The organism is Microbacterium sp. NPDC088619, from assembly GCF_044752825.1.
In the GTDB taxonomy this organism is placed as follows: Bacteria; Actinomycetota; Actinomycetes; order Actinomycetales; family Microbacteriaceae; genus Microbacterium.
Genome location: NZ_JBIVLZ010000001.1, coordinates 1,100,657 through 1,122,610 on the forward strand (window position 1 = coordinate 1,100,657; position 21,954 = coordinate 1,122,610).

Annotated in this window: 18 protein-coding genes and 1 riboswitch; of the genes, 2 read left to right on the forward strand and 16 right to left on the reverse strand. The window is 66.7% G+C overall.

The genetic code is table 11. The annotated features are described in order from the left end of the window. The first annotated feature begins 50 nt into the window (after positions 1 to 50). Positions 51 to 599 carry a helix-turn-helix domain-containing protein gene (locus ACIP5T_RS05620; RefSeq protein ID WP_400861298.1) on the forward strand — a complete coding sequence of 183 codons (549 nt, stop codon included), beginning with the start codon at positions 51 to 53 and terminating at the stop codon, positions 597 to 599. A gap of 3 nt (positions 600 to 602) precedes the next feature. Here the strand turns inward: ACIP5T_RS05620 and ACIP5T_RS05625 are convergent, their stop codons facing one another. From ACIP5T_RS05625 to typA, 4 genes are all read right to left on the reverse strand, one after another. After that, positions 603 to 2,234 (reverse strand): MFS transporter, encoded by a 1,632-nt coding sequence (locus ACIP5T_RS05625; RefSeq protein WP_400861300.1) that lies wholly within the window; start codon positions 2,232 to 2,234, stop codon positions 603 to 605. A 28-nt stretch (positions 2,235 to 2,262) separates the two neighbouring features. Further along, entirely contained in the window at positions 2,263 to 3,276 is a 1,014-nt protein-coding gene (glsA, locus tag ACIP5T_RS05630; protein ID WP_400861303.1) for a glutaminase A, read from the reverse strand. A 175-nt stretch (positions 3,277 to 3,451) separates the two neighbouring features. After that, on the reverse strand, positions 3,452 to 4,336 hold the full coding sequence (locus ACIP5T_RS05635) for a phospholipase (protein ID WP_400861305.1): 885 nt from the start codon (positions 4,334 to 4,336) through the stop codon (positions 3,452 to 3,454). A gap of 163 nt (positions 4,337 to 4,499) precedes the next feature. Next, complete coding sequence (gene typA, locus ACIP5T_RS05640) at positions 4,500 to 6,413, reverse strand: translational GTPase TypA (protein ID WP_400861308.1); 1,914 nt, start codon at positions 6,411 to 6,413, stop codon at positions 4,500 to 4,502. A 92-nt stretch (positions 6,414 to 6,505) separates the two neighbouring features. Here typA and ACIP5T_RS05645 point away from each other — a divergent pair, with 92 nt between their 5' ends. Next, positions 6,506 to 7,300, forward strand: coding sequence for a CPBP family intramembrane glutamic endopeptidase (locus tag ACIP5T_RS05645; protein ID WP_400864615.1), 795 nt, complete (start codon positions 6,506 to 6,508; stop codon positions 7,298 to 7,300). A gap of 15 nt (positions 7,301 to 7,315) precedes the next feature. Here ACIP5T_RS05645 and ACIP5T_RS05650 read toward each other — a convergent pair whose 3' ends face one another. The 12 genes from ACIP5T_RS05650 to ACIP5T_RS05705 all read right to left on the reverse strand — a co-directional run bounded on the left by ACIP5T_RS05650 (position 7,316) and on the right by ACIP5T_RS05705 (position 21,951). After that, entirely contained in the window at positions 7,316 to 7,879 is a 564-nt protein-coding gene (locus tag ACIP5T_RS05650; RefSeq protein ID WP_400861311.1) for a PH domain-containing protein, read from the reverse strand. 2 nt (positions 7,880 to 7,881) lie between these two features. Further along, positions 7,882 to 9,555 (reverse strand): dipeptide ABC transporter ATP-binding protein, encoded by a 1,674-nt coding sequence (locus ACIP5T_RS05655; protein WP_400861313.1) that lies wholly within the window; start codon positions 9,553 to 9,555, stop codon positions 7,882 to 7,884. Beyond that, positions 9,552 to 10,496 carry an ABC transporter permease gene (locus tag ACIP5T_RS05660; RefSeq protein ID WP_400861316.1) on the reverse strand — a complete coding sequence of 315 codons (945 nt, stop codon included), beginning with the start codon at positions 10,494 to 10,496 and terminating at the stop codon, positions 9,552 to 9,554. The genes ACIP5T_RS05655 and ACIP5T_RS05660 overlap by 4 nt, the downstream gene beginning before the upstream one ends. Next, on the reverse strand, positions 10,489 to 11,415 hold the full coding sequence (locus ACIP5T_RS05665) for an ABC transporter permease (protein WP_400861318.1): 927 nt from the start codon (positions 11,413 to 11,415) through the stop codon (positions 10,489 to 10,491). The genes ACIP5T_RS05660 and ACIP5T_RS05665 overlap by 8 nt, the downstream gene beginning before the upstream one ends. Positions 11,416 to 11,518: 103 nt before the next feature. After that, positions 11,519 to 13,192, reverse strand: a complete 1,674-nt coding sequence (locus ACIP5T_RS05670) for an ABC transporter substrate-binding protein (protein WP_400861320.1) — start codon at positions 13,190 to 13,192, stop codon at positions 11,519 to 11,521. Positions 13,193 to 13,416: 224 nt separating this feature from the next. After that, entirely contained in the window at positions 13,417 to 16,248 is a 2,832-nt protein-coding gene (gcvP, locus tag ACIP5T_RS05675) for an aminomethyl-transferring glycine dehydrogenase (RefSeq protein WP_400864618.1), read from the reverse strand. 61 nt (positions 16,249 to 16,309) lie between these two features. Beyond that, positions 16,310 to 16,687, reverse strand: coding sequence for a glycine cleavage system protein GcvH (gene gcvH, locus ACIP5T_RS05680; protein WP_400861322.1), 378 nt, complete (start codon positions 16,685 to 16,687; stop codon positions 16,310 to 16,312). Then, complete coding sequence (locus tag ACIP5T_RS05685; protein ID WP_400861325.1) at positions 16,684 to 17,868, reverse strand: glycine cleavage system aminomethyltransferase GcvT; 1,185 nt, start codon at positions 17,866 to 17,868, stop codon at positions 16,684 to 16,686. Before ACIP5T_RS05685 ends, gcvH begins: the two co-directional genes overlap by 4 nt. A gap of 184 nt (positions 17,869 to 18,052) precedes the next feature. Further along, positions 18,053 to 18,147, reverse strand: a riboswitch (glycine riboswitch). Positions 18,148 to 18,289: 142 nt separating this feature from the next. Further along, the gene (locus ACIP5T_RS05690) at positions 18,290 to 19,126 is read right to left on the reverse strand and encodes an ABC transporter ATP-binding protein (RefSeq protein ID WP_400861326.1); all 837 of its coding nucleotides are present in this window, start codon (positions 19,124 to 19,126) and stop codon (positions 18,290 to 18,292) included. Then, the gene (locus ACIP5T_RS05695; RefSeq protein ID WP_056508768.1) at positions 19,123 to 19,986 is read right to left on the reverse strand and encodes an ABC transporter ATP-binding protein; all 864 of its coding nucleotides are present in this window, start codon (positions 19,984 to 19,986) and stop codon (positions 19,123 to 19,125) included. The genes ACIP5T_RS05690 and ACIP5T_RS05695 overlap by 4 nt, the downstream gene beginning before the upstream one ends. After that, positions 19,983 to 20,963 (reverse strand): ABC transporter permease, encoded by a 981-nt coding sequence (locus ACIP5T_RS05700; protein WP_400861330.1) that lies wholly within the window; start codon positions 20,961 to 20,963, stop codon positions 19,983 to 19,985. The genes ACIP5T_RS05695 and ACIP5T_RS05700 overlap by 4 nt, the downstream gene beginning before the upstream one ends. Next, positions 20,956 to 21,951 carry an ABC transporter permease gene (locus tag ACIP5T_RS05705; RefSeq protein ID WP_400861332.1) on the reverse strand — a complete coding sequence of 332 codons (996 nt, stop codon included), beginning with the start codon at positions 21,949 to 21,951 and terminating at the stop codon, positions 20,956 to 20,958. The genes ACIP5T_RS05700 and ACIP5T_RS05705 overlap by 8 nt, the downstream gene beginning before the upstream one ends. Positions 21,952 to 21,954: the final 3 nt, after the last annotated feature.

A 21,954-nucleotide genomic window follows, 5' to 3' on the forward strand; every position in this document is an offset into this window, starting at 1 on the left:
ACAACACCGCACGGATAGTCAAGCGAACGATCGTTTGACATACTGAACAGATGGAGGATCTCCGAACCCGCATCGCCCGCACGTTGCGCAAAGAGCGTGAGAGGGCCGGCCTGTCCGTCTCCGAGCTGGCACGCCGCGCGGGGATCTCGAAGGCGACCGTCTCGCAACTCGAATCCGGCTCGGGCAATCCCAGCGTCGAGACGCTCTGGGCTCTGGGCGTCGCGCTCGGGGTCCCGTTCGCCGTCCTCGTCGACCAGCAGACCAATGCGCCGACGCTCATCCGCGCCGACGATCATGCGGGGGTGCCGTCGTCAGCGGCGGCATACAGCGCGACCCTGCTGTCGGCGAGCCCTCCGGGCGCCCGGCGGGACGTCTACCTGATCCAGGCCGAGCCCGGCGATCCGCGGCGCTCCGATCCGCATCATGCAGGCACCACCGAGCACGTGGTCCTCATCTCCGGGCAAGCCCGGATCGGCCCGGCAGACGCCCCGGTGCTGCTCGATCCCGGCGACTACCTCTCGTACGCCGGCGACGCACCGCACCTGTTCGAGGCGACCGTCGCCGGAACCAGCGCGGTTCTCATCTCCGAGCTGCGCTGAGCGTCATTCCGGACCCGCGCCCGCGACCGGCGACGGGTCGGGGATCTCGTCGGGCTTGTACCTCGGAAGCCTCGATGCCGGCAGGATCGCCACCGCGCTGAGGCCTGCGAGCAGCAGCAGCCCGAGTCGCAGCGTACCCAGACGCGACTCCTCATTGACGGCCACCGCCGCGTCGATCTGCTCGGGGGTCGCGTCGGTCCGTTCGAGCGCCTCGCGGAGATCGTCGTTGCTGACGAAGTTCAGGTTGTCCATGTCGACCTGCGCGACGAGCGAGGGCGGCAGGTCAGGATGCTCGACGACCGCACGACCGATGCTCACACCGAGAAGCGAGACGAGGAGCGCGCCGGCCAGGGCGGTTCCGACCGCTGAGGCGAGGTTCTGCGTCGTGCCTCGGAGTGACCCGACATCCCCTGCGAGCTCGGCGGGGGCGGAGGTGACGAGCACGTTGAACACGAGGGTCACGAGCGCACCCTGACCGATCCCGAAGACGATGAGTCCGAGGATCGTCGGGAGCGTCTCCCAGTTGTTGTTCACGACGAAGGACAGCCAGACGAGCGCGACCGTCGTCAGGATGAAACCGAAGACGCCGATCACCCGCGGCGGATAGCGCTTGTAGAAGCGGACGACGAGCGTGGCGGTGATGAAGACCGTCAGGTTGAACGGCATCATCGCCAGCGACGTGTCGAAAGGCGTCCTCCCCTGCACTATCTGGATGTACAGCGGGATGGTGAAGTTCACGCACGCCTCGAGCGCCACGACGATGAACATCGCATAGACGGCCGCGCGCTCCTTCGACGAGTCGAGGATGCTGAGGTCGATCAGGGGCACCTTGCCCTCGGCCATGCGCCTCCGAGTCCAGACGAAGAAGCACTGCCCGAGCACGATCCCCACGACGACGAAAGCGGGTGCGGGTGAGAGTCCGAGGATGCTGAAGGGCGCAGCCTCCGTCGCGGCGACCGCACCCCACCCGTTCAGGTTGTTGAAGCCGAGGGTGAGAAGGACGATCGCCGCGCCGATGAGCAGCGACGCGACGAGGTCGATGCGGATCGACGCATCTCCGCGATCACCACGGAGGGTGAAGCTGAATGCGAACACCACCACCGCGATGCCGAACACGATGAAGAACATCGGACGCCATCCGACGAGCGTTCCGAGAGTGCCGCCGATCAGGAAGGCGGTGACCCCCGAGATCGCCCTGGCGGAGCCGATGGCGCCGATCGCTGTGGCCTGCTGCGGTCCGCGATAGTTCTCGGCGATCAGCGCCACGATCGAGGGGACGATGATCGCCGCCGCCGCGCCGGCGACAGCCTGTCCCGCGATCGCCCACCCCACGCTCGGAGACACGATCATCAGCACGGAGGATGCGGCGAAGAGGCCGATCACGATACGGAAGATGAGCACCCAGCCGATTCTTTGACCGAGCTTCGCGCCGGTCATGACCAGCGCTGCCACCGCGAGCCCGTACATCACGATCGTCGTGCTGGCGACGGTCGGCGGCACTCCGAACTCGCTGACCATGCCACCGAGCGAGATCGGGAGGGCGGCCACGTTGAACGACATGAGCACCTGGGCGAGGAAGAGGCTGACGAGCGGCATCCAGGAGGTCTTGGTGGGCGCCGGGGCGGTCTGAGTCATGGCAAGGTCCTCCGAACGGTGGATGGGGTCAGTCCGTCGGCCGAGTGGTCGCCGAGGGTGCAGAAGCGAACAGGTTCAGCCCGAGTGCGCGCGAGAGGTGTCCGATCGCGAGCTGCGACCGCACCGAATTGCCCGCGGGATCGAGACGAGGGGAGAATCCGGCGACTGCGCCCTTGCCAGGTGCGACTGCCACGATGCCTCCTGCGACCCCCGACTTGGCCGGCAGCCCGATCTCGAACAGCCACTCCCCCGAGGTTTCGTAGAGGCCGGTCGAGGCGACGACGGCGAGGGTGTCGCGACACACATCCGCCGAGACGACACGCTCGCCGGTGATCGGGTTCACGCCGCCGTCTGCGAGTGTCGCTCCCATCACCGCGAGATCATGCGCGGTGACGCTGAGCGCGCACTGACGCGTGTAGACGTCCACCACTTCATCCGGGTCACCGGACAGCCGACCGTAGCTGCGCAGCAGCCATCCCATCGCCCGGTTCCGCTCGTTCGTCTCCGCCTCCGACGCGTAGACGATCCCGTCGAGGCTCAGCGGGCGTCCGGCGAACGCCGAGAGCCCCTCTCGGACGCGCTCCCACTGCTCGACGGCCGTCTGCCCCGGCATGAGCGCCGTGGTGGCGATCGCACCGGCGTTGACCATCGGATTCATGGGATGCCCCGCATTGAGCTCTAGCGCCATCAACGAGTTGAAGGCGAGTCCCGTGTTGTTCACACCGACGATCTCGCGCACCCGCTCATGGCCGTGCTCCTGGATGGCCAGCGCGTAGACGAACATCTTCGATATCGACTGGATCGAGAACGGATGCACTGCATCTCCGGCGTCGTGCAGGCCGCCATCGACCTCGATGACCGCGAGGCCGAACAACTCGGGGTCGACTTCCGCGAGCACCGGAATGTAGTCGGCGACAGCGCCCCTCCGGTCATCCGCGTAACGGCGGTGGGCTTCGCGTACGAGCTCGTCGACGCTGTCCCACCCCGGCAACGCGCCGGTCGACACCTGTTGGGGGATGTCTGCCAGTGCCGCGACGTCCATGCGTTCTCCTCCGAGTTCACGACCCCCCAGCCGTCACCGCTCACCGTAGTGGCAATGCCTCGCGCTGCCTAGAGCACAGAGTGCCTGTTTCAGCTTCTGTCCGAGAACGCCGAGACCCACCGCCGCACGCGTGCGGGGTGGGTCTCGGTGGTGACGCCGGTCGGATGCCGGGTGCTCAGTACCAGTTCACGGACTGCGAGTGCCCCCACGCGCTACAGGGGGTGCCGTACACCGACGAGATGTATCCCAGACCCCAGCGGATCTGCGTGGCCGCGTTCGTCTGCCAGTCGGATCCGGCAGACGCCATCTTGCTTCCGGGCAGAGCCTGCGGAATCCCCGTCGCGCCCCCCGAGGCGTTGTACGCCTTGTAGTTCCAGCCGGATTCCTTGGTCCACAGTGAATCCAGGCAGGAGAACTGGTCGGCACCCCACCCGTACTGACCTGAAGCGATGTCGCGAGCCGCGGCCTTCGCACCGTCGACGGTGTTCGTCTGAGCGAGTGCCGCGGCTTCAGCCGCCGCCTGCACTGCAGCCGCGTCCGCGGCCGCTTTCGCCTGCTGAGCAGCCACGAACGATTCCTGCAGGGCGGCGGTCTCAGCGACGATCTCGTCCGTCCCGGTGACCGCATACGCAGTGAGGCTCGTGAGCTCCCGGTCAGAGAACTCGTCGCGGTCCGAGAGCTGAGCGACCCAGGCGGTCACGTCGGCGGTATCGACCGAAGAGGGTGCAGTGCCGAGGTCGAGACCCGATGCCGCGACCTCGGCGTTCACAGCCTCAGCTGCGGCGACGGCTTCCTGAGCGGCGACCATCGTCAGGGCTGAGTCGTCAGCGCTCTTCGCCGGCTGATCGGTCTCGCCGGTGACGAAGGACGTGACGCCGGCGACGGCGTCCGGCAGCTCGGCACCGGCCGCGGGGGCGGACACGATGCCGACGGTCAGGGCGACACCGAGCAGGCCGCCGGTGATGGTGCCGAGAATCAGCTTGGGGCGACGTGCCGTGATCGCGTTGCGGGCTGATGCCGCCGCGTGGGCGCGCCGAAGCGCACGGGTGTTCTGAAGCATGGGTTCGACTTTCGGGTCGTCGTACGCCCGTAACAGGACACTCATCGGGAGGTTGCCCCAGGCGCAAGGTAACGATTCTGCAACGTCCCGCCTGGGTGTTTCATGAAAAAAGGGCCCTGTGCAGTCATTTTCAGCTGCGCAGGGCCCTTCTCTTAGAGGATTCTCAGGAGCCGGCATCCTGACGCTTCAGGCGCGCGGTGTCGCGAGCACGCGTGTTGGCGTCGAGGTTGACCTTGCGGATGCGGACGACCTCGGGAGTGACCTCGACACATTCGTCGTCACGGGCGAACTCGAGGCTCTCCTCGAGCGTCAGCTGGCGCGGAGGGGTCATCGACTCGAAGGTGTCGGAGCTCGCCGCACGCATGTTGGTGAGCTTCTTCTCCTTCGTGATGTTGACGTCCATGTCGTCGGCGCGCGAGTTCTCGCCGATGACCATGCCCTCGTAGACCTCCTGCGTGGGCTGCACGAAGAACGACATGCGCTCCTGCAGGGCGATCATCGCGAAGGGGGTGACGACACCCGAGCGGTCCGCGACGATCGAGCCGTTCTGGCGGGTCGTGATGGAACCTGCCCACGGCTCGTAGCCGTGCGAGATCGCGTTGGCGATTCCGGTGCCGCGGGTCGTGGTCAGGAACTCGCTGCGGAAGCCGATGAGGCCACGGGACGGGACGATGAACTCCATGCGCACCCAGCCGGTGCCGTGGTTCGTCATGTTCTCCATGCGGCCCTTGCGGTTCGCGAGCAGCTGCGTGATGGCGCCGAGGTGCTCCTCCGGCGTGTCGATCGTGAGGTGCTCGAACGGCTCGTAGGTCTTGCCGTCGATCTTCTTCGTGACCACCTGCGGCTTGCCGACCGTGAGCTCGAAGCCTTCACGACGCATGTTCTCGACGAGGATCGCCAGAGCGAGCTCGCCACGCCCCTGGACCTCCCAGGCGTCGGGGCGTCCGACGTCGACGACCTTGAGCGAGACGTTGCCGATCAGCTCCTTGTCGAGACGGTCCTTGACCATGCGAGCGGTGAGCTTGTGGCCCTTGACCTTGCCCATGAGCGGCGAGGTGTTCGTGCCGATGGTCATCGAGATGGCGGGGTCGTCGACCGTGATCGCGGGAAGCGGGCGGACGTCCTCGGGGTCGGCGATGGTCTCGCCGATCGTGATGTTCTCGAAGCCGGCGATGGCGACGATGTCGCCGGGGCCTGCGGACTCGGCGGGGTAGCGCTCGAGTGCACGCGTCTTGAGCAGCTCGGTGATGCGAGCGTTCTGGTGCGTGCCGTCTGCACGGACCCAGGCGACGGTCTGGCCCTTCTTCAGCGTGCCGTTGAAGACGCGGAGAAGCGCGAGGCGACCGAGGAACGGGCTGGAGTCGAGGTTGGTGACCCAGGCCTGCAGCGGGTGCTCGTCGTCGTACTCCGGAGCCGGAACGTGCTCGAGGATCGCCTCGAAGAGCGGCTCGAGGTCGTCGTTGTCAGGCAGCGACCCGTCGGCCGGGCGGTTGCGCGACGCAGCGCCGGCACGGCCGGAGGCGTAGACGACGGGGACGTCGAGCAGAGCGTCGACGTCGAGGTCGGGCACGTCGTCGACGAGGTCGGATGCGAGGCCGAGCAGCAGGTCGTGGGCCTCTTCCTCGACCTCGGCGATGCGAGCGTCGGGGCGGTCGGTCTTGTTGACCAGGAGGATGACGGGCAGCTTGGCCTCGAGCGCCTTGCGCAGCACGAAGCGGGTCTGCGGAAGCGGGCCCTCGCTGGCGTCGACGAGCAGCACGACACCGTCGACCATGGACAGGCCGCGCTCGACCTCTCCACCGAAGTCGGCGTGACCGGGGGTGTCGATCACGTTGATAGTGATCTCCTTGCCCTGAGCATGCTTGCCCTTGTAGGTGATCGCCGTGTTCTTGGCGAGGATCGTGATGCCCTTCTCACGCTCCAGGTCGTTGGAGTCCATCGCGCGTTCATCGACATGCGCGTGTTCGCCGAAGGAGCCCGTCTGACGCAGCATGGCGTCGACGAGGGTGGTCTTACCGTGGTCGACGTGAGCGACGATTGCGACGTTGCGGAGGTCAGAACGGAGGGCGTGCGCCATGCAGATGTCCTAAAGAGTGTGGGGTTTTGCCGAGAAGCCGACGTTCCAGACTACCGTATGCCGACGACTCGTTCCTGAGCGCTCGAAGTACGATCGGGAACGTGACCGCTGTCGACCTCTCCCCCGCCCCCTCTCGCAGTCGCCTGTGGTGGGAGATCGCCATCGTCCTCGCCCTCGGTCTCGGCCAATCGGCGGTGTACGCGATCGTTCAGCTCGCCTACCGGCTCACGGACGAGACGCCGCTGGCCGATCAGACCGCCACCCTCAACCCCTCCCGAAGCGACAGGGAGATCTTCGACCTGATCTACCAGGTCCTGTCGATCGGGTTCTCCCTCGTCCCGGTGCTGCTCGTGTGCTTCCTGCTGTGGCAGTCGTCCAGACCGCATCTCGGCCGACTGGGTCTCGACGGCACCCGGGTCGGACCCGATGTCGGTCGAGGCATCCTGCTGGTCGCGGCCATCGGCATCCCCGGTCTCGGTCTGTATCTCGCCGGGCGTGCCCTCGGACTCTTCGTCGCGGTCAACCCGGCAGGGCTCGACACCCACTGGTGGACGGTCCCGGTCCTTCTCCTCGCGGCAGCCCGGGCATCGCTGCAGGAGGAGTTCGTCGTGCTCGGCTATCTCTTCGCGCGGCTCAGGCAGCTGGGCTGGGGGCCCTGGGCGATCATCTTCACCACATCGGTGCTGCGGGCGAGCTACCACCTCTATCAGGGCCCTGGAGCGTTCATCGGGAACCTGGCGATGGGGCTGCTCTTCGGATGGCTGTTCCAGCGCAGCGGACGGCTCATGCCGTTCCTCGTCGCGCACTTCCTGATCGACGCCACGGTGTTCGTCGGCTACCCCTGGGCGGCGGCCACCTGGCCGATGCTCTTCGGGCTCCCCGGCTGACGGTGCTCCGCGCGCTCAGCCGTTCGCGATGACGATCGACGCCACGGCCCAGAGCACGATGACGCCGAGCGCGATGAGCGCCCGAGAGTCCCAGGTGCGGCGGATCGGAGCGTCCGCGGTCGAGGGAGCCGCCTGCCAGCGGTCCCGGATCTCGGTGAGCTCGCGGAGTCCGGCAGGCGCCTTGGCCTCGTCGTCCTCGCGCACCTGGCGCCGGATCGGACGTGCTCTCGCCGGTCCCCCGTAACTGGAGAGATCCGTGCCGTCGTCGAGCGAGAAGACGAGCTGCCAGCGCAGGTCGATGTCGCGGACGCGGCTCCACCCGAACGACGTCCGGCGCAGCATGTTCTGCACCATCGCCCCCTCGCCGTCGACGCGCACGACCGAGACGAAGGCGATCTCGTACACGACCCAGAGACCGAGCAGCACCCACGGGGCGAGCAGGAGCATCTGTCCCCACCCGGCACGCACGACGGCATCGCCGAGCAGGAAGAGCGCGAGCAGCGAGCAGAGAACGAGGGAGACAGGCCCGGAGGCCGCACGGAATCTCCGTGCGGCCTCCGGTCGAGGTTCGGTGCTCACTCTCAGTGACCGCCGAGGGTGATCGATGCCCCGGGGATCGCCTTCAGCAGACGATCGGTGTACTCCTGCTGCGGGTTGGCGAAGATCTCGTCGACGGTGCCCTGCTCGACGATCTTTCCCTTCTCCATGACGCACACGAGGTCGCTCGAGACACGGACGACGGCGAGGTCGTGCGTGATGAACAGATACGTGAGCCCGAGCTCCGACTGGAGCTCGGCCAGCAGCTGCAGCACCTGATCCTGCACCAGCACGTCGAGCGCCGACACCGCCTCATCGAGGACGATGATGTCGGGCTTGAGCGCGAGCGCACGCGCGATGGCGACACGCTGACGCTGTCCGCCCGAGAGCTCGTTCGGATACCGGGTCGCCAGAACGCGCGGCAGCGAGACCTGGTCGAGCAGCTCCTCGACCCGCTCGCGCTGTGACGCGCGGTCGCCGACACCGTGGATCTGCAGCGGTTCGGCGATCGTGTTGCCGATGTTGCGCAGCGGGTCGAGCGAGCCGTACGGGTCCTGGAACACGGGCTGCATGCGCCGACGCAGTCCGAACGCCTGAGCGTTCGAGAGCTTCGACACATCCTGGCCGTCGATCTCGATGACGCCGCTGGTGGGCTCCTCGAGCTTCAGCACCATCTTCGCCACGGTGGACTTGCCGGAACCTGACTCCCCCACCAGGGCGAGGGTCTTGCCACGGGGGATCGCGAACGAGACGTCGTCGACCGCACGGAAGGCTTCACTGCGGAAGCCGCCCTGGCGGATCCGATAGTCCTTCGTGAGCCCGGCGACGCGCACCGTCGGCGGGATGTCGGCGAGGTCGTCGAGAGTCTCGATGCCTCGATCCTCCACCACCGCCTGGATACGCTGCGATGCGACGCTGGGCGCCGCGGCGACCAGCCGCTTCGTGTACGGATGCTGCGGGTTCTCGAGGATCTCGCGGCTGGGGCCGGCCTCGACGATGTTGCCGCCGTTCATCACGATGATCTTGTCGGCACGCTCGGCGGCGAGGCCGAGGTCGTGCGTGATCAGGAGCACCGAGGTGCCCTTGTCGCGAGTGAGCGAGGCCATGTGATCGAGGATCACGCGCTGCACCGTCACATCGAGAGCCGAGGTCGGCTCGTCGGCGATGAGCAGCTTCGGGTCGGCCGCGAGGCCCATGCCGATCAGCGCGCGCTGGCGCATGCCGCCCGAGAACTGGTGCGGGAACTGGTGCAGACGCTTCTCGGCGTCAGCCAGACCGGCCTGCTGCAGCACCTCGACGGTGCGCGCCTTGGCGGCGTCGCGCCCCTGAGCGATGCCGTTCGCACGGATCGCCTCCTTGACCTGGAAGCCGATGCTCCAGACCGGGTTGAGGTTCGACATCGGATCCTGCGGCACGAAGCCGATATCCCGACCGCGCACAGCCTCGATCTCGCGACGGTTGAGTGTCGTGAGCTCGCGGCCTTCGAGGGTGATCGAACCGGCGGTGACCTCGCCGGTTCCCGGGAGCAGGTTCACGATGGCCGTGGCCGTCGTGGACTTGCCGGAGCCCGACTCGCCCACGATCGCGACGGTCTCGCCGGGCATGACGTCGAAGCTGACTCCGTGGAGCACTTCGCGCAGGCCCTCCTGCGTGCGGAACGCGACCGTGAGGTCGCGGATGCTCAGCAGCGGGACCTGTTCGGTGATTCGCTCGCTCATCGGCGTGCCCTCGCCTTCGGGTCGAGGGCGTCTCGGATGAGCTCGCCCAGGGTGACGAACGCCAGCACCGCGAGGGTGAGTGCGATCGACGGATAGATGAGCGCCATCGGCGCGACACGCAGCGAGGCCTGAGCCTTCGCGATGTCGTTGCCCCACGACATCACGTCGCTGCCGAGACCCACACCGAGGAACGACAGGGTGGCCTCCGCGACGATCGCCGCCGCGAGTCCGAGCGTGGAGACGACGAGGAGCGGCGCGATGGCGTTCGGGACGACGTGGTTCAGGAGGATCTTGAACTTCGACTGACCGAGCGCCTGCGAGGCCATGACGAAGTCCGCCTGCCGCACCCGGAGCACCTCAGCGCGCACGACGCGGGCCGTCGAGGCCCACGCGAACGCTCCGATAGCGAAGGCGAGTGTCCACACCGAGCGGGAATCCCGGAAGACGGTCATCACGACGACTGCCGCGAGGATGTACGGGATCGCGAAGAAGATGTCGCCGATGCGCGACAGCAGACCGTCGAGCCATCCGCCGTAGAAGCCCGCGAGGGCTCCCATGATCAGGCCGAGGACCGACGAGATCAGGGTCGCGATCAGACCGACCGCAAGGGAGGTCTGCGACCCCCACACGATGCGGGCGTAGATGTCACAGCCCTGGAACGTGAACCCCAGCGGGTGCCCCTCGGTCGGGCCGCCGTTGCTGTTCGCCAACTGGCAGTCGTCGTTCGGCGGTGTGGCGGTGAACAGGGTCGGCCACAGCGCCATGACGAGGAAGAAGAGCGCGAGCACGATCGAGAACCAGAACAGCGGACGACGCCGGACGTCGAACCAGGCGTCTCGCCAGAGATTGCTGGGCTTGTCGGAGATGCGGACGGCGTCGACAGCGATCGACTCCGTCTCGATCGGGGCGACGTAGTGCTTCTGAGAGGTGGGATCAGGCATAGCGAATCCTCGGGTCGAGCAGACCGTAGAGCAGGTCGATGAGAAGGTTCACCAACACGTACAGGATGACGAACACGGTCACGAACGAGACGACCGTGGGTCCCTCGCCGCGCTGGATCGCCTGGAACAGCGTGTTTCCCACACCGGGGACGTTGAAGATGCCCTCGGTGACGGTGGCACCCACGAGCAGCACGCCGAAGTTCGTGGCGGAGTTGGTGATCACGGGGATCAGCGAGTTGCGCAGCACGTGCACGGGCAGAACACGGTTGCGCGACAGGCCCTTGCTGTAGGCCGTGCGCACCCAGTCCTGGTTCAAGGTCTCGATGACGGAGCTGCGCATCAGGCGCATGCTCACGGCGTAGAGGCTGAACCCGAGCACGATCGCCGGCAGCCAGAGACCGCCCCAGCCGTTGTCCGCGCCGACAGTGGGCTTGAACCATCCGAGCTGGATCGCGAGGAAGTACTGCGCGAGGAACGCGACGACGAAGATCGGGATCGCGATCGCGACGAGCGCGACGACGAGCGAGACGTTGTCGAACAGCTTGCCCTTGCGCAGTGCCGAGATGGTGCCGATGATGATCGCCAGCACGAACTCGATGGCGATCGCCATCACCGCGAGGCGGCCGGTCACGGGAAGCGTGGCGGCGAGCACCGCAGACACCGGCCGACCGGAGTAGGTGGTGCCCAGGTCACCCTGGAACACGCCGGTGATGTAGTACCAGTACTGCACGATGAACGGATCGTTCAGGTGGTACTGCTCGCGCAGCTGTGTGACGACTGCCGGACTCGGCGTCTTGTCGCCGAACAGGGCGAGGATCGGATCGCCGGGCATGGCGAACACGAGGAAGTAAATGAGCAGGGTGGCTCCGAAGAAGACCGGGATCACCTGCAGAAGACGTCTCAGAATGTAACCGAGCATCCGCTTGTCCCTTCTTAGAGGGCAGAGAAAGCCATGCGAACACAAGCCTGTGAGGCGGTGACGAAGAATCGTCACCGCCTCACAGGTGAAGTGCCGTCAGACTTTACTCGCCGGCCTTCGTGATCTCGTAGTACAGCGGAACCGAGTTCCAGCCGAACGTGACGTTGTCGACGTTCTCGCTGAAGCCACCGGTCACGTTCGAGTACCACAGCGGGATCGCGGGAAGATCCTGGAACAGGACCTCCTGCGCCTGGCTGAAGTCCTCGATCTGCGCGTCGGCGTCGGGGTTGCTGATTCCGGCCTTGATGAGGTCGTCGAACTCGGGGTTCGAGTAGTCACCGTCGTTGGAACCGGCGCCCGTTGCGTAGAGCGGTCCGAGGAAGTTGTACAGACCCGGGTAGTCGGCCTGCCAGCCCGAACGCGCTGCCGTGGTGATGGAGCGGTCGTTGATCTTCGTGCGAAGATCCTGGAAGGTCGGGTACGGGTCACCCGATGCCTCGATGCCGAGCGTGTTCTTGATGCTGTTGCTCACCGCGTCGACCCAGGCGTCGTGCCCGCCGTCGGAGTTGTACGCGATCTTGAACTCGCCGTCCCACGGTGCGATGGCGTCGGCCTCGGCCCACAGCTCCTTCGCCTTCTCGGGGTCGTAGTCGAGGACCTCGCTGCCGGGAACCGAGTCGGACCAGCCTGCGATGACCGGCGACGTGAAGTCGGCGGCCGGGGTGCGGGTGCCCGAGAAGATGGTCTCGGTGATCTCTTCGCGGTTGATCGCCATCGACAGCGCCTGACGACGCAGCTGGCCCTCTTCGCCGCTGAAGTGCGGGAGGAACTGGCCGATGGTGAACGACTGGAACACTGCCGACGGCTGGTTCACTGCGCGGTCGCCGAGCTCGTCGGCGAAGACGGGCAGCGAGTTGGTCGGGATCGCGTCGATGACATCGACCTCGTTCGACAGCAGGTCGGCGTACGCCGCTTCCTGCGTGGCGTAGAACTTGATCGTCAGACCGCCGTTGGCCGCCTTGCGGGGGCCGTCGTAGTCGTCGTTGCGGACGAGGTCGATCTGCACGTCGTGCTGCCACGCGTCTTCGCCGTCGATCATGTACGGGCCGTTGCCGATCGGGAACTGGCCGAAGGCCTCCATGTCCTCGAAGGCCGCGTCGGGCAGCGGGTAGAACGCCGAGTATCCGAGACGCAGTGCGAAGTCGGAGGCCGGCTTGTTCAGCGCGATCGTGAAGGTGTAGTCGTCGACCTGCTGGAGACCAGCCATGTCGCCCTGCGCACCGAAGACGTCGTCATCGGGGTTGGCCGGGTCGCCCGGGTCGTTGATGAAGCCCTCGATGTCCTCGAAGAAGTAGCCGGAGAGCTGTGCGTTCTCGGCCTGTGCGCCGTAGTTCCACGCCTTGATGAAGTTGTCGGCGGTGACTTCTTCACCGTCGGTGAAGGTCAGGCCTTCCTTGATCTTGACGGTGAGGTTCTGCGGGTCCTCCGTGGTGATCTCCTCAGCCACGTCGTTGACCGGCTTGCCGTCGGCGTCGTAATAGATCAGACCGGCGAAGATCTCGTCGAGGATCTTTCCGCCACCCACCTCGTTGGTGTTGGTGGGGATCAGCGGGTTCTCGGGCTCCGAGCCGTTCGTGGTGATGATGGCGTCCGCGTCACCGGTTGCACCGGATCCGCCGTCGCCGTCGTCGCTTCCACCGCTCGCGCAGCCCGCGAGCGCCAGGGCGCCGATCGCGAACAGCGCAGTGCCCGCAAGGGCGATCTTGTTGCGCTTCACTTTGTGTCCTCCTGTGGACGGGAATTCATCAGACTGCGCGCTCATCGTCGAACGCGTAGGGATAGTTGACTGTATCCCGGCATACTGCGGACATCGCGCTCGGCTAATGAACCGTTACTGAGTGGTGATATCCCGTAATATCGCGGAAACATCCGGAAATGCACGGAAATGAGAAGCGGCGTCGCATCCGGAAGGACACGACGCCGCTTCACGCGATCATCTGATCAGGCGAATGCCTCGATGGGCGGGCAGGCGCAGACGAGGTTGCGGTCGCCGTACGCCTGATCGATGCGGCGCACCGGCGGCCAGTACTTGCCTGCGACCAGGGCGTGCACCGGGTAGGCGGCGTCCTCGCGGGTGTACGCGTGGTTCCACTCCCCTGCGATCAGCGAGACCGCGGTGTGCGGAGCGTTGACGAGAGGGTTGTCGTCCGCAGGCCAGCGGCCGGAGGCGACGGCATCCGCTTCTGCCTTGATCATGATCATCGCCTCGATGAACCGCTCGATCTCGCCGAGGTCCTCGGACTCCGTGGGCTCGACCATGAGCGTGCCCGCGACGGGGAACGACATGGTCGGCGCGTGGAAACCGTAGTCGATGAGGCGCTTGGCGACGTCGTCGACCGTGATCCCGGTCGCTTCCTTGAGCGGACGCAGGTCGAGGATGCACTCGTGCGCGACCCGACCGTCTTCCCCCGCGTACAGCACCGGGTAGTGCTCACCGAGGCGCGCCGCGATGTAGTTCGCCGACAGCACGGCCGCCGCGGTCGCATTGCGGAGGCCGTCGGCGCCCATCATCCGCACGTACGACCAGGAGATCGGCAGGATGCCGGCCGACCCGTACGGTGCGGCGGAGACGGCGCCACCCTCGAAGACGAATCCGCCCGCGTGCTCCGCTCGCTGCGCGAGCGGGTGCGACGGCAGGTAGGGCGCGAGGTGCGCCTTGGCTGCGACGGGACCCACACCGGGGCCGCCGCCGCCGTGCGGGATCGCGAACGTCTTGTGCAGGTTGAGGTGCGAGACGTCGCCGCCGAGATCGCCGAACCGGGCATACCCGAGCAGTGCGTTGAGGTTCGCGCCGTCGACGTAGACCTGACCACCGGCCTCGTGCACCGCGGTCGTGATCGCGACCACGTCCTGCTCGTACACGCCGTGCGTCGACGGATAGGTGATCATCAGGGCGGAGAGCTCGTCGGCGTGCGCCGCGATCTTGGCCTGCAGGTCGTGGAGGTCGACGTTGCCGAGCTCGTCGCAGGCCACGACGACGACCTTCATGCCGGCGAGCACCGCAGAGGCCGCGTTCGTCCCGTGCGCGGACGACGGGATCAGGCACACCGTGCGCTGCGTGTCGCCGTTCGCGAGGTGGTAGCCGCGGATCGCGAGCAAGCCGGCGAGCTCGCCTTGCGATCCGGCGTTCGGCTGCAGCGACACTGCGTCGTACCCGGTGACCTCGGCGAGCCACGCCTCGAGCTGGGTGATCATGTCGAGGTATCCCGCGACATCGGAGGCGGGCGCGAACGGGTGGATGCCCGCGAACTCGGGCCACGTGATCGACGCCATCTCGGTCGCCGCGTTGAGCTTCATCGTGCACGAGCCGAGGGGGATCATGCCGCGGTCGAGCGCGTAGTCCCGATCGGCCAGGCTCTTGAGATACCTCATCATGGCGGTCTCGCTGCGGTGCGCATGGAAGACCGGGTGCGTGAGGTACTCGTCCTGTCGGAGCAGATCCCCGGGAAGCCCGCCCTGCGAACCGGAGCCGAAGAACCCGAAGGCGCGTTCCCGGGCACCGCCGAAGACCTGAGCGACCTGGTGGAGCTCGGCGACCGTCGTGGTCTCGTCGATCGAGATGCCGATCGTGTCGGCGTCCGCGGCGTACAGCAGGATGCCGAATCCGTGATGAGCCTGCTCCGCGAACTCCGCAGCGCGTCCGGGCACCCGCACCTGGAGGGTGTCGAAGAACGAGTCGTGGATGATCTCCGCGCCGGCATCGGCGAGCCAGTCGCGCAGCATCGCGGTCTTCGCCGCGACCTCCCGGGCGATCGACTTCAGCCCGTCGGGTCCGTGGTAGACCGCGTACATCGAGGCCATCACCGCGAGCAGCACCTGAGCCGTGCAGATGTTGCTCGTCGCCTTCTCGCGGCGGATGTGCTGCTCGCGGGTCTGCAGAGACAGCCGATAGGCCGGCTTGCCGTCGGCGTCGACCGAGACGCCGACCAGACGCCCGGGGAGCTGTCGCTCGAGTCCCGCGCGCACCGCCATGTAGCCGGCGTGCGGGCCCCCGAAGCCGATCGGCACGCCGAATCGCTGGGTCGTTCCCACCGCGACGTCGGCGCCGAGCGATCCGGGCGACGAGATGAGAGTGAGAGCGAGCAGGTCGGCCGCGACGACGGCGAGTCCGCCGGCGAGGTGGGCCGCATCGATCACGGCGGCGGGGTTCCAGACACGGCCTGACGCACCGGGGTACTGCACGAACACGCCGAACAGCTCGGCGGGCAGTTCCTCCCCCGCGGCGAAGTCGACCGACACGAGTTCGATGCCCACGGCCTCGGCGCGGGTCTCGAGAAGCGCCTTCGTCTGCGGGAACGCATCCGCGTCGACGGCGAACACGTTCGACGCCTTCTTCGAGGCACGGCGCGCCAGCAGCATCCCCTCGACGACAGCCGTCGACTCATCGAGCATCGACGCGTTGGCGGTGGTGAGTCCGGTCAATTCGGCGACCATCGTCTGGAAGTTGATGAGCGCCTCGAGGCGCCCCTGCGAGATCTCCGGCTGGTACGGCGTGTAGGCGGTGTACCAGGAGGGGTTCTCGAGCACGTTGCGCTGGATCACCTGAGGAGTGACCGTGCCGTAGTACCCGAGGCCGATCATCGGACGGTTCACCGTGTTGCGGGAGGCGAGCGCACGCAGCTCGGCGAGCGCCTCCGTCTCACTCGCCGCGCGTGGGATGACCGAATCCGTGGAGGCGGGGGTGAATATCGAGGAGGGCACGGCCTGACGCATCAGCGCCTCGACGGGACTCCAGTCCTCGAGCTTCGACTCGACACCGAGGGCGTCGAGCATCTGACGCTGGGCAGCGGCGGTGGTTCCGATGTGACGATCGGCGAAAGAGACCACTGGTCGATCAGCCCTCCGTGAGAGCGACGTACGCGTCGCGGTCCATCAGGCCCTCGAGGGCACCCGCGGCGACGGAGACCTTGATGAGCCAGCCTCCGGCGAACGGCTCGGCATTCACGAGCGAAGGGTCGTCGACGACGGCGTCGTTGATCTCGACGACCGTGCCGGCGACCGGGGCGTAGAGCTCGCCGACCGACTTGGTCGACTCGATCTCGCCGACGACCGAGCCTGCGGCGATCTCCGTGCCGACCGCAGGGAGCTCGACGAACACGACATCGCCCAGCTTGTCAGCCGCGTAATCGGTGATCCCGATTGTCACGGTGTCGCCGTCAGCGGCGATCCATTCGTGCTCGTCGGTATAGCTGAGTGCGTTCAGATCGGTCATTTCATCCTCCGGTAGAAAGGCAGGGCGGTCACGGTCGCGGGGATCCTGGTTCCCCGCACATCAAGGAATACTGCGGTTCCCGCGGCAGCGGAAGACGGTTCGACGTAGGCCATCGCGATCGGGTGGCCGAGGGTCGGGCTCAGAGCACCACTGGTGACCTCGCCCAGCACGGTGCCGTCTGCGTCGACCACCGAGTAGCCCGCACGTCCGGCGCGCTTCCCCTCGGCGACGAGGCCCACGAGCACCGGCGCGTCGGATGCGGCATCCACCGCTCCCTTGCCGATGAAGTCCTCCTTGTCGGACACCACCACTCGCGCGAGACCGGCCTGAGACGGCTTCGTCTCGCGCGAGAGCTCATGTCCGTAGAGCGGCATGCCCGCCTCGAGTCGGAGGGTGTCGCGCGCGGCGAGGCCCGCGGGGACGAGCCCGTGCTTCTCCCCCGCGTCTGTGAGAGCGTCCCACAGAGCCGGCGCATCGGCGACGCGCACGAGCAGTTCGAAGCCGTCCTCGCCGGTGTACCCGGTGCGGGCGAGGAGCAGCGGCGCGCCGAGGAACATCGCGTCAGCCCATGCGTAGTACTTCTGCTCGGACCACGGGATGCCGAGCTCGGTGATGCCCGTCGTCGAGGAGAGGATCGCCTCAGAGGCCGGGCCCTGAACAGCCAGCAGCGCGTACTCGTCGGAGACGTCCTCGACGTCGACTCCTCGATCTCCGATGAACCCCGCGAAGCTGCGGTCCTCGCCTTCGGCCCTGGCGGGCAGCTCGCGCTCGAGCAGCGAGGGGAACGATCGCACTCGCGACGCGAACGCCGCGTCGACGAACCCGCGGTTTCCCGCGTTCGCGATCACCAGGAACCGATCCTCTGCGAGTCTGTAGACGATGACATCATCGATGATCCCGCCGTCATCGGCCAGCATCAGCGAGTACTTGGCCTTGCCCACGGCCATCGCCGACAGCCGGCCGGCGAGCGAGTAGTCGAGGAAGTCCCCGGCGAAGTCGCCGGTGACGAGGAACTCCGCCATGTGGGAGATGTCGAAGATGCCCGCAGCCTGGCGCACGGCGTGGTGCTCGGCGAGGTCGGAGGTGTAGCGCACCGGCATCTGCCAGCCCCCGAAGTCGGTGAACGATGCGCCGAGCGCTTCGTGACGATCACGCAGAGGGGTGTAGCGAGGGTCGGACATGGAGTTCTCCCGGGCTGGGTCGGGTGGAACAGCGGCGACGCTGCTCCTGGGAACTCCCCCTCTGTCATGGGCCTGAGAGCTTCGCCCAGAGACTGGGCTTTCACCGTCGGCGGACATCTGGCGAGGAGCGGGGACGCGCGGGTGCTCGTCGCCGGGTTCGCTGGATATCGCTTTTCAGAGTGGCCGGAACCGCGCGGTACGCGTACCTGAGAGATTGGCGGGGAGGCTTGCTCCTTCGGTGCCCGGCTGCATTCGCCGGGGCTCTCCCGCGGGGTTCATTCGGCCTGTCTTCAATTGTCGCCTCAGTCTAGCGGGTCGACGTCGTCGGCACAGGTCGCAGGAAGCCGTGCTCTCCCGACGCCCCCGAGCGGGAGGCGGCAGGAGAGCACGGCGTCAGGAGAGCACGGCGTCAGGATGGGGGTCAGCGGCCCGCCAGCTCGGCCCGGACCTCATCACGAAGGCGCCCGAGGTTCTCGGGTTCTGGCGCTGCGCCCAGCAGTGTCTTCGTGTACTCGTGCTGCGGATTGAGGATGACCTCGTCTGCAAGCCCGCGCTCCACGACGTCCCCCTTGTAGAGGACCATGATCTCGTCGCTGAAGTGCCGGGCCGTCGCGAGATCGTGCGTGATGTAGAGCACGCCGAGGTTCTCCTCCCGCTGCAGATCGGCCAGCAGGTTGAGTACCCCGAGCCGGATCGAGACATCGAGCATCGAGACCGGCTCATCCGCGACGATGAACCGTGCCCCGGGCGCCAGCGCCCGTGCGATCGCCACGCGCTGTCGCTGGCCACCCGACAGCTCGTGCGGACGACGCTCGGCGAAGCTCTCCCCGGGTGACAGCCGCACACGCTCGAGCAGCTCGATGGCGCGCGCACGCACCTCGGCGCCGGAGAGCTTCGGATGGTGGAGCCTGATCGGTCGCTCCAGGTGGTGGACGATCGTGTGGAACGGGTTCAGCGAGGCGAACGGGTCCTGGAAGACCATCTGCACCTGCGAGCGGTAGTCCTCGACCGCCCGGCCACGCATTCCGGATTCCTTCCCGTCGAGCAGGATCTGCCCGCTCGTCGGCGTCTCGAGCTTCATCAGCATCCGGGCGATCGTCGACTTGCCCGAGCCCGATTCACCGACGAGGGCGACCGTCTTGCCTGCTTCGATGGTGAACGAGACGTCTTTGACCGCGTGCAGGACCGACGTCTTGAGCCCTGATCGCAGAGTGAAGTCCTTCACCAGGTTGCGGGCCTCGAGGGTGTGAGCGCTCATCGGATCTCCTCCTGACTGGGCTGGTTGCCGGTTCGGACGAAATCGCCACGCTCTCCGGTCAGACTCGGGAAGCTCGACAGCAGCTTCTTCGTGTACTCGTGCTGGGGCGTGCGGTAGATCTCCTCCGCCGTGCCCTCCTCGACGATCTGCCCCTGCAGCATGACGGCGATGCGGTCGCTGATCTCGATCAGCATCGGAAGGTCATGCGTGATGAAGATCACTGCGAAGCCGAGCCGCTCGCGCAGCCGCATGATCTCGCGGATGATCCCGCGCTGCACGACCACGTCGAGTGCCGTGGTCGGCTCGTCCATGATCATGACCTGCGGATCCAGCGCGAGTGCCATAGCGATCATCATGCGCTGGCGCATGCCGCCGGAGAGCTCGTGCGGGAAGCTCGTGAGCCTCGACGGGTCGACCCCGACGAGAGTCAGCAGCTCCTCTGCCCTGGCCTGCTTGTCCTTCTTGGACATGCCGGGGCGATGGGTCTCGAAGATGTCGAAGATCTGCGCCTTGACGCTGATCACCGGGTTGAGCGAGTTCATCGCGCCCTGGAACACCATCGAGATCTTGTCCCAGCGGAACGCCCTCAGCCCCTCTCCGTCGAGTGCGACGATGTCGATGTCGTGGCCGTCGCGGTCGTGGAACACGATCTCACCGCCGGTCATGAGCGCCGGCGCCTTGAGAAGCCGGTTCATGCCGTACGCGAGGGTGGTCTTGCCGCAGCCCGATTCGCCTGCGAGGCCGAGGATCTCGCCGCGGTTCAGCGTGAGGGACACGTTCCGGACCGCCTTGACCGGCGGATCCACCTCGTACTCGATCGACACGTTGCGTGCGGTCAGCACGGCATCCGGAGCGCTCATGCGGCGACCCCCTTCGTCTTGGCGGCCTTGCGCACGCGTCGAGCAGCGTCGGGCGCATTGCGCAGCTTGGGGTTGATGACCTCGTCGATCGCGAAGTTGATGAGCGAAAGCCCCGCGCCGAGGAGAGCGATCATGATTCCCGGAGGGACGAACCACCACCAAGCGCCTCGTCCGAGTGCCTGGCCGGACTGCGCGTCGTTGAGGATGGTCCCCCAGGTGATCGACGAGGTGGGCCCCAGACCGAGGTACGAGAGACCGGCTTCACCGAGGATCGCGAAGATGATCGCGAACAGGAACTGCGCGGTGAGCAGCGGCAGCAGGTTCGGCATGATCTCGACCAGGATCACCCGGAAGGATCTCTCCCCCGCGACCTTCGACGCGTAGACGTAGTCACGGGTGCGCAGTGATCTCGTCTGCAACCGGAGCACGTAGGCGGCGCCGGCCCAGGAAGTGATGCCGAGGACGAAGGCGACGAGCTGCCAGTTGCGCTCGGGGACGAATGACGCGATCACCATGACCAGCGGCAGACCGGGAATCACGATCATGACGTTCGTGAGCAGTGCGAGGCCATCCTCCCGCCATCCGCCCAGGTACCCGGCGAGAACCCCGAAGAGCAGCGACAGCACGATGGCGATGCCGCCGGCGACGACGCCGACCAGGAGCGACCCCTGAGCGCCGATCGCGAGCTGGGCGAACATGTCGTTGCCCAGCTTGGTGGTGCCGAGCAAGTGCTCCGGCGACGGCGGCAGCAGAGCCGGGTTGTCGGTGCTCCGCGGATCCTGCGAGAAGATCGGGGCGATGATCGCGAACAGCACGATCGACAGCACGAGGACCGCGCCGACGACGAATTTCCCTGAGGTGATGGGGAGCACGCGGCGGCGCTTGCGCCCCCGGTGGGTCGCCATCGAGATGGTGCTCGCGGGCTGGGTCGTGGGCTGATCCTTGGTGATCAGCACTGCGTTCTCGGTGTCAGACATTCTGGCGAGCCCTCGGGTCGATGAAGCCATAGACGAGGTCCATGATGAAGTTGGCGGCGAGCACCGTGATGGTGATGACGAGGAAGAGCCCCTGCATCAGCGCGTAGTCGTTGTTCGTGACCGCCTGGAACATCAGCTTGCCGATGCCCGGATAGGTGAACACCTGCTCCATCACGATCGAACCCGCCACGACGAAGCCGAGGGTGATCGAGAACCCTGCGATCGACGGGATCGCGGCGTTGCGCGCGGCATAGGTGGTCATGATGCGACGAGGGCGAAGACCCTTCGCCTCGGCCGTGAGCACGTAGTCCTCGGCCATGGTCTGCACCATCATGTTGCGCATTCCGAACATCCAGCCGCCCACCGATGAGATGACGATGGTGATGGCGGGGAGGATCGCGTGCGAGAGCGCATTCGTGAAGAACGCCCATGTGGGCTCTGGCCCATCGGGGAACTCGAAGACGTCGTAGCCGCCGAAGATCGGGAACCAGCCGAGTCCGACCGCGAAGACCGAGACGAGCAGCAGCGCCATCCAGAAGTAGGGGATGGACTGCAGCACGGTGGTCGCGGGGATCAGGTGATCGACCCAGGTGCCACGCTTCCACCCGGCCCAGGCGCCGAGCACGACGCCGAGGATGAAGGAGATCACGGTCACCGTGCCGACGAGGATGAGCGTCCAGGGCAGCGCCTGGCTGATCAGCTCGCTCACCGGAGTGGGGAACTTGGTGACGGAGATGCCCAGGTCGCCCTGGAACATGCGACCCCAGTACGCGATGTACTGGTCCCAGAGAGACGAGTCATCACCGCCGAGCAGCAGCTTGATGTTGCGGATCGTGGTCTCGGAGACCTCGCCGCCGGCTCGCTGCATCTTGGCGATCATGATGTCCGCCGGGTTCCCCGGCATGAGCCGGGGAAGCAGGAAGTTGAGTGAGATCGCGGCCCACAGCGTGAACGCGTAGAACCCGATTCTTCGTGCATAGAACTTCATGTC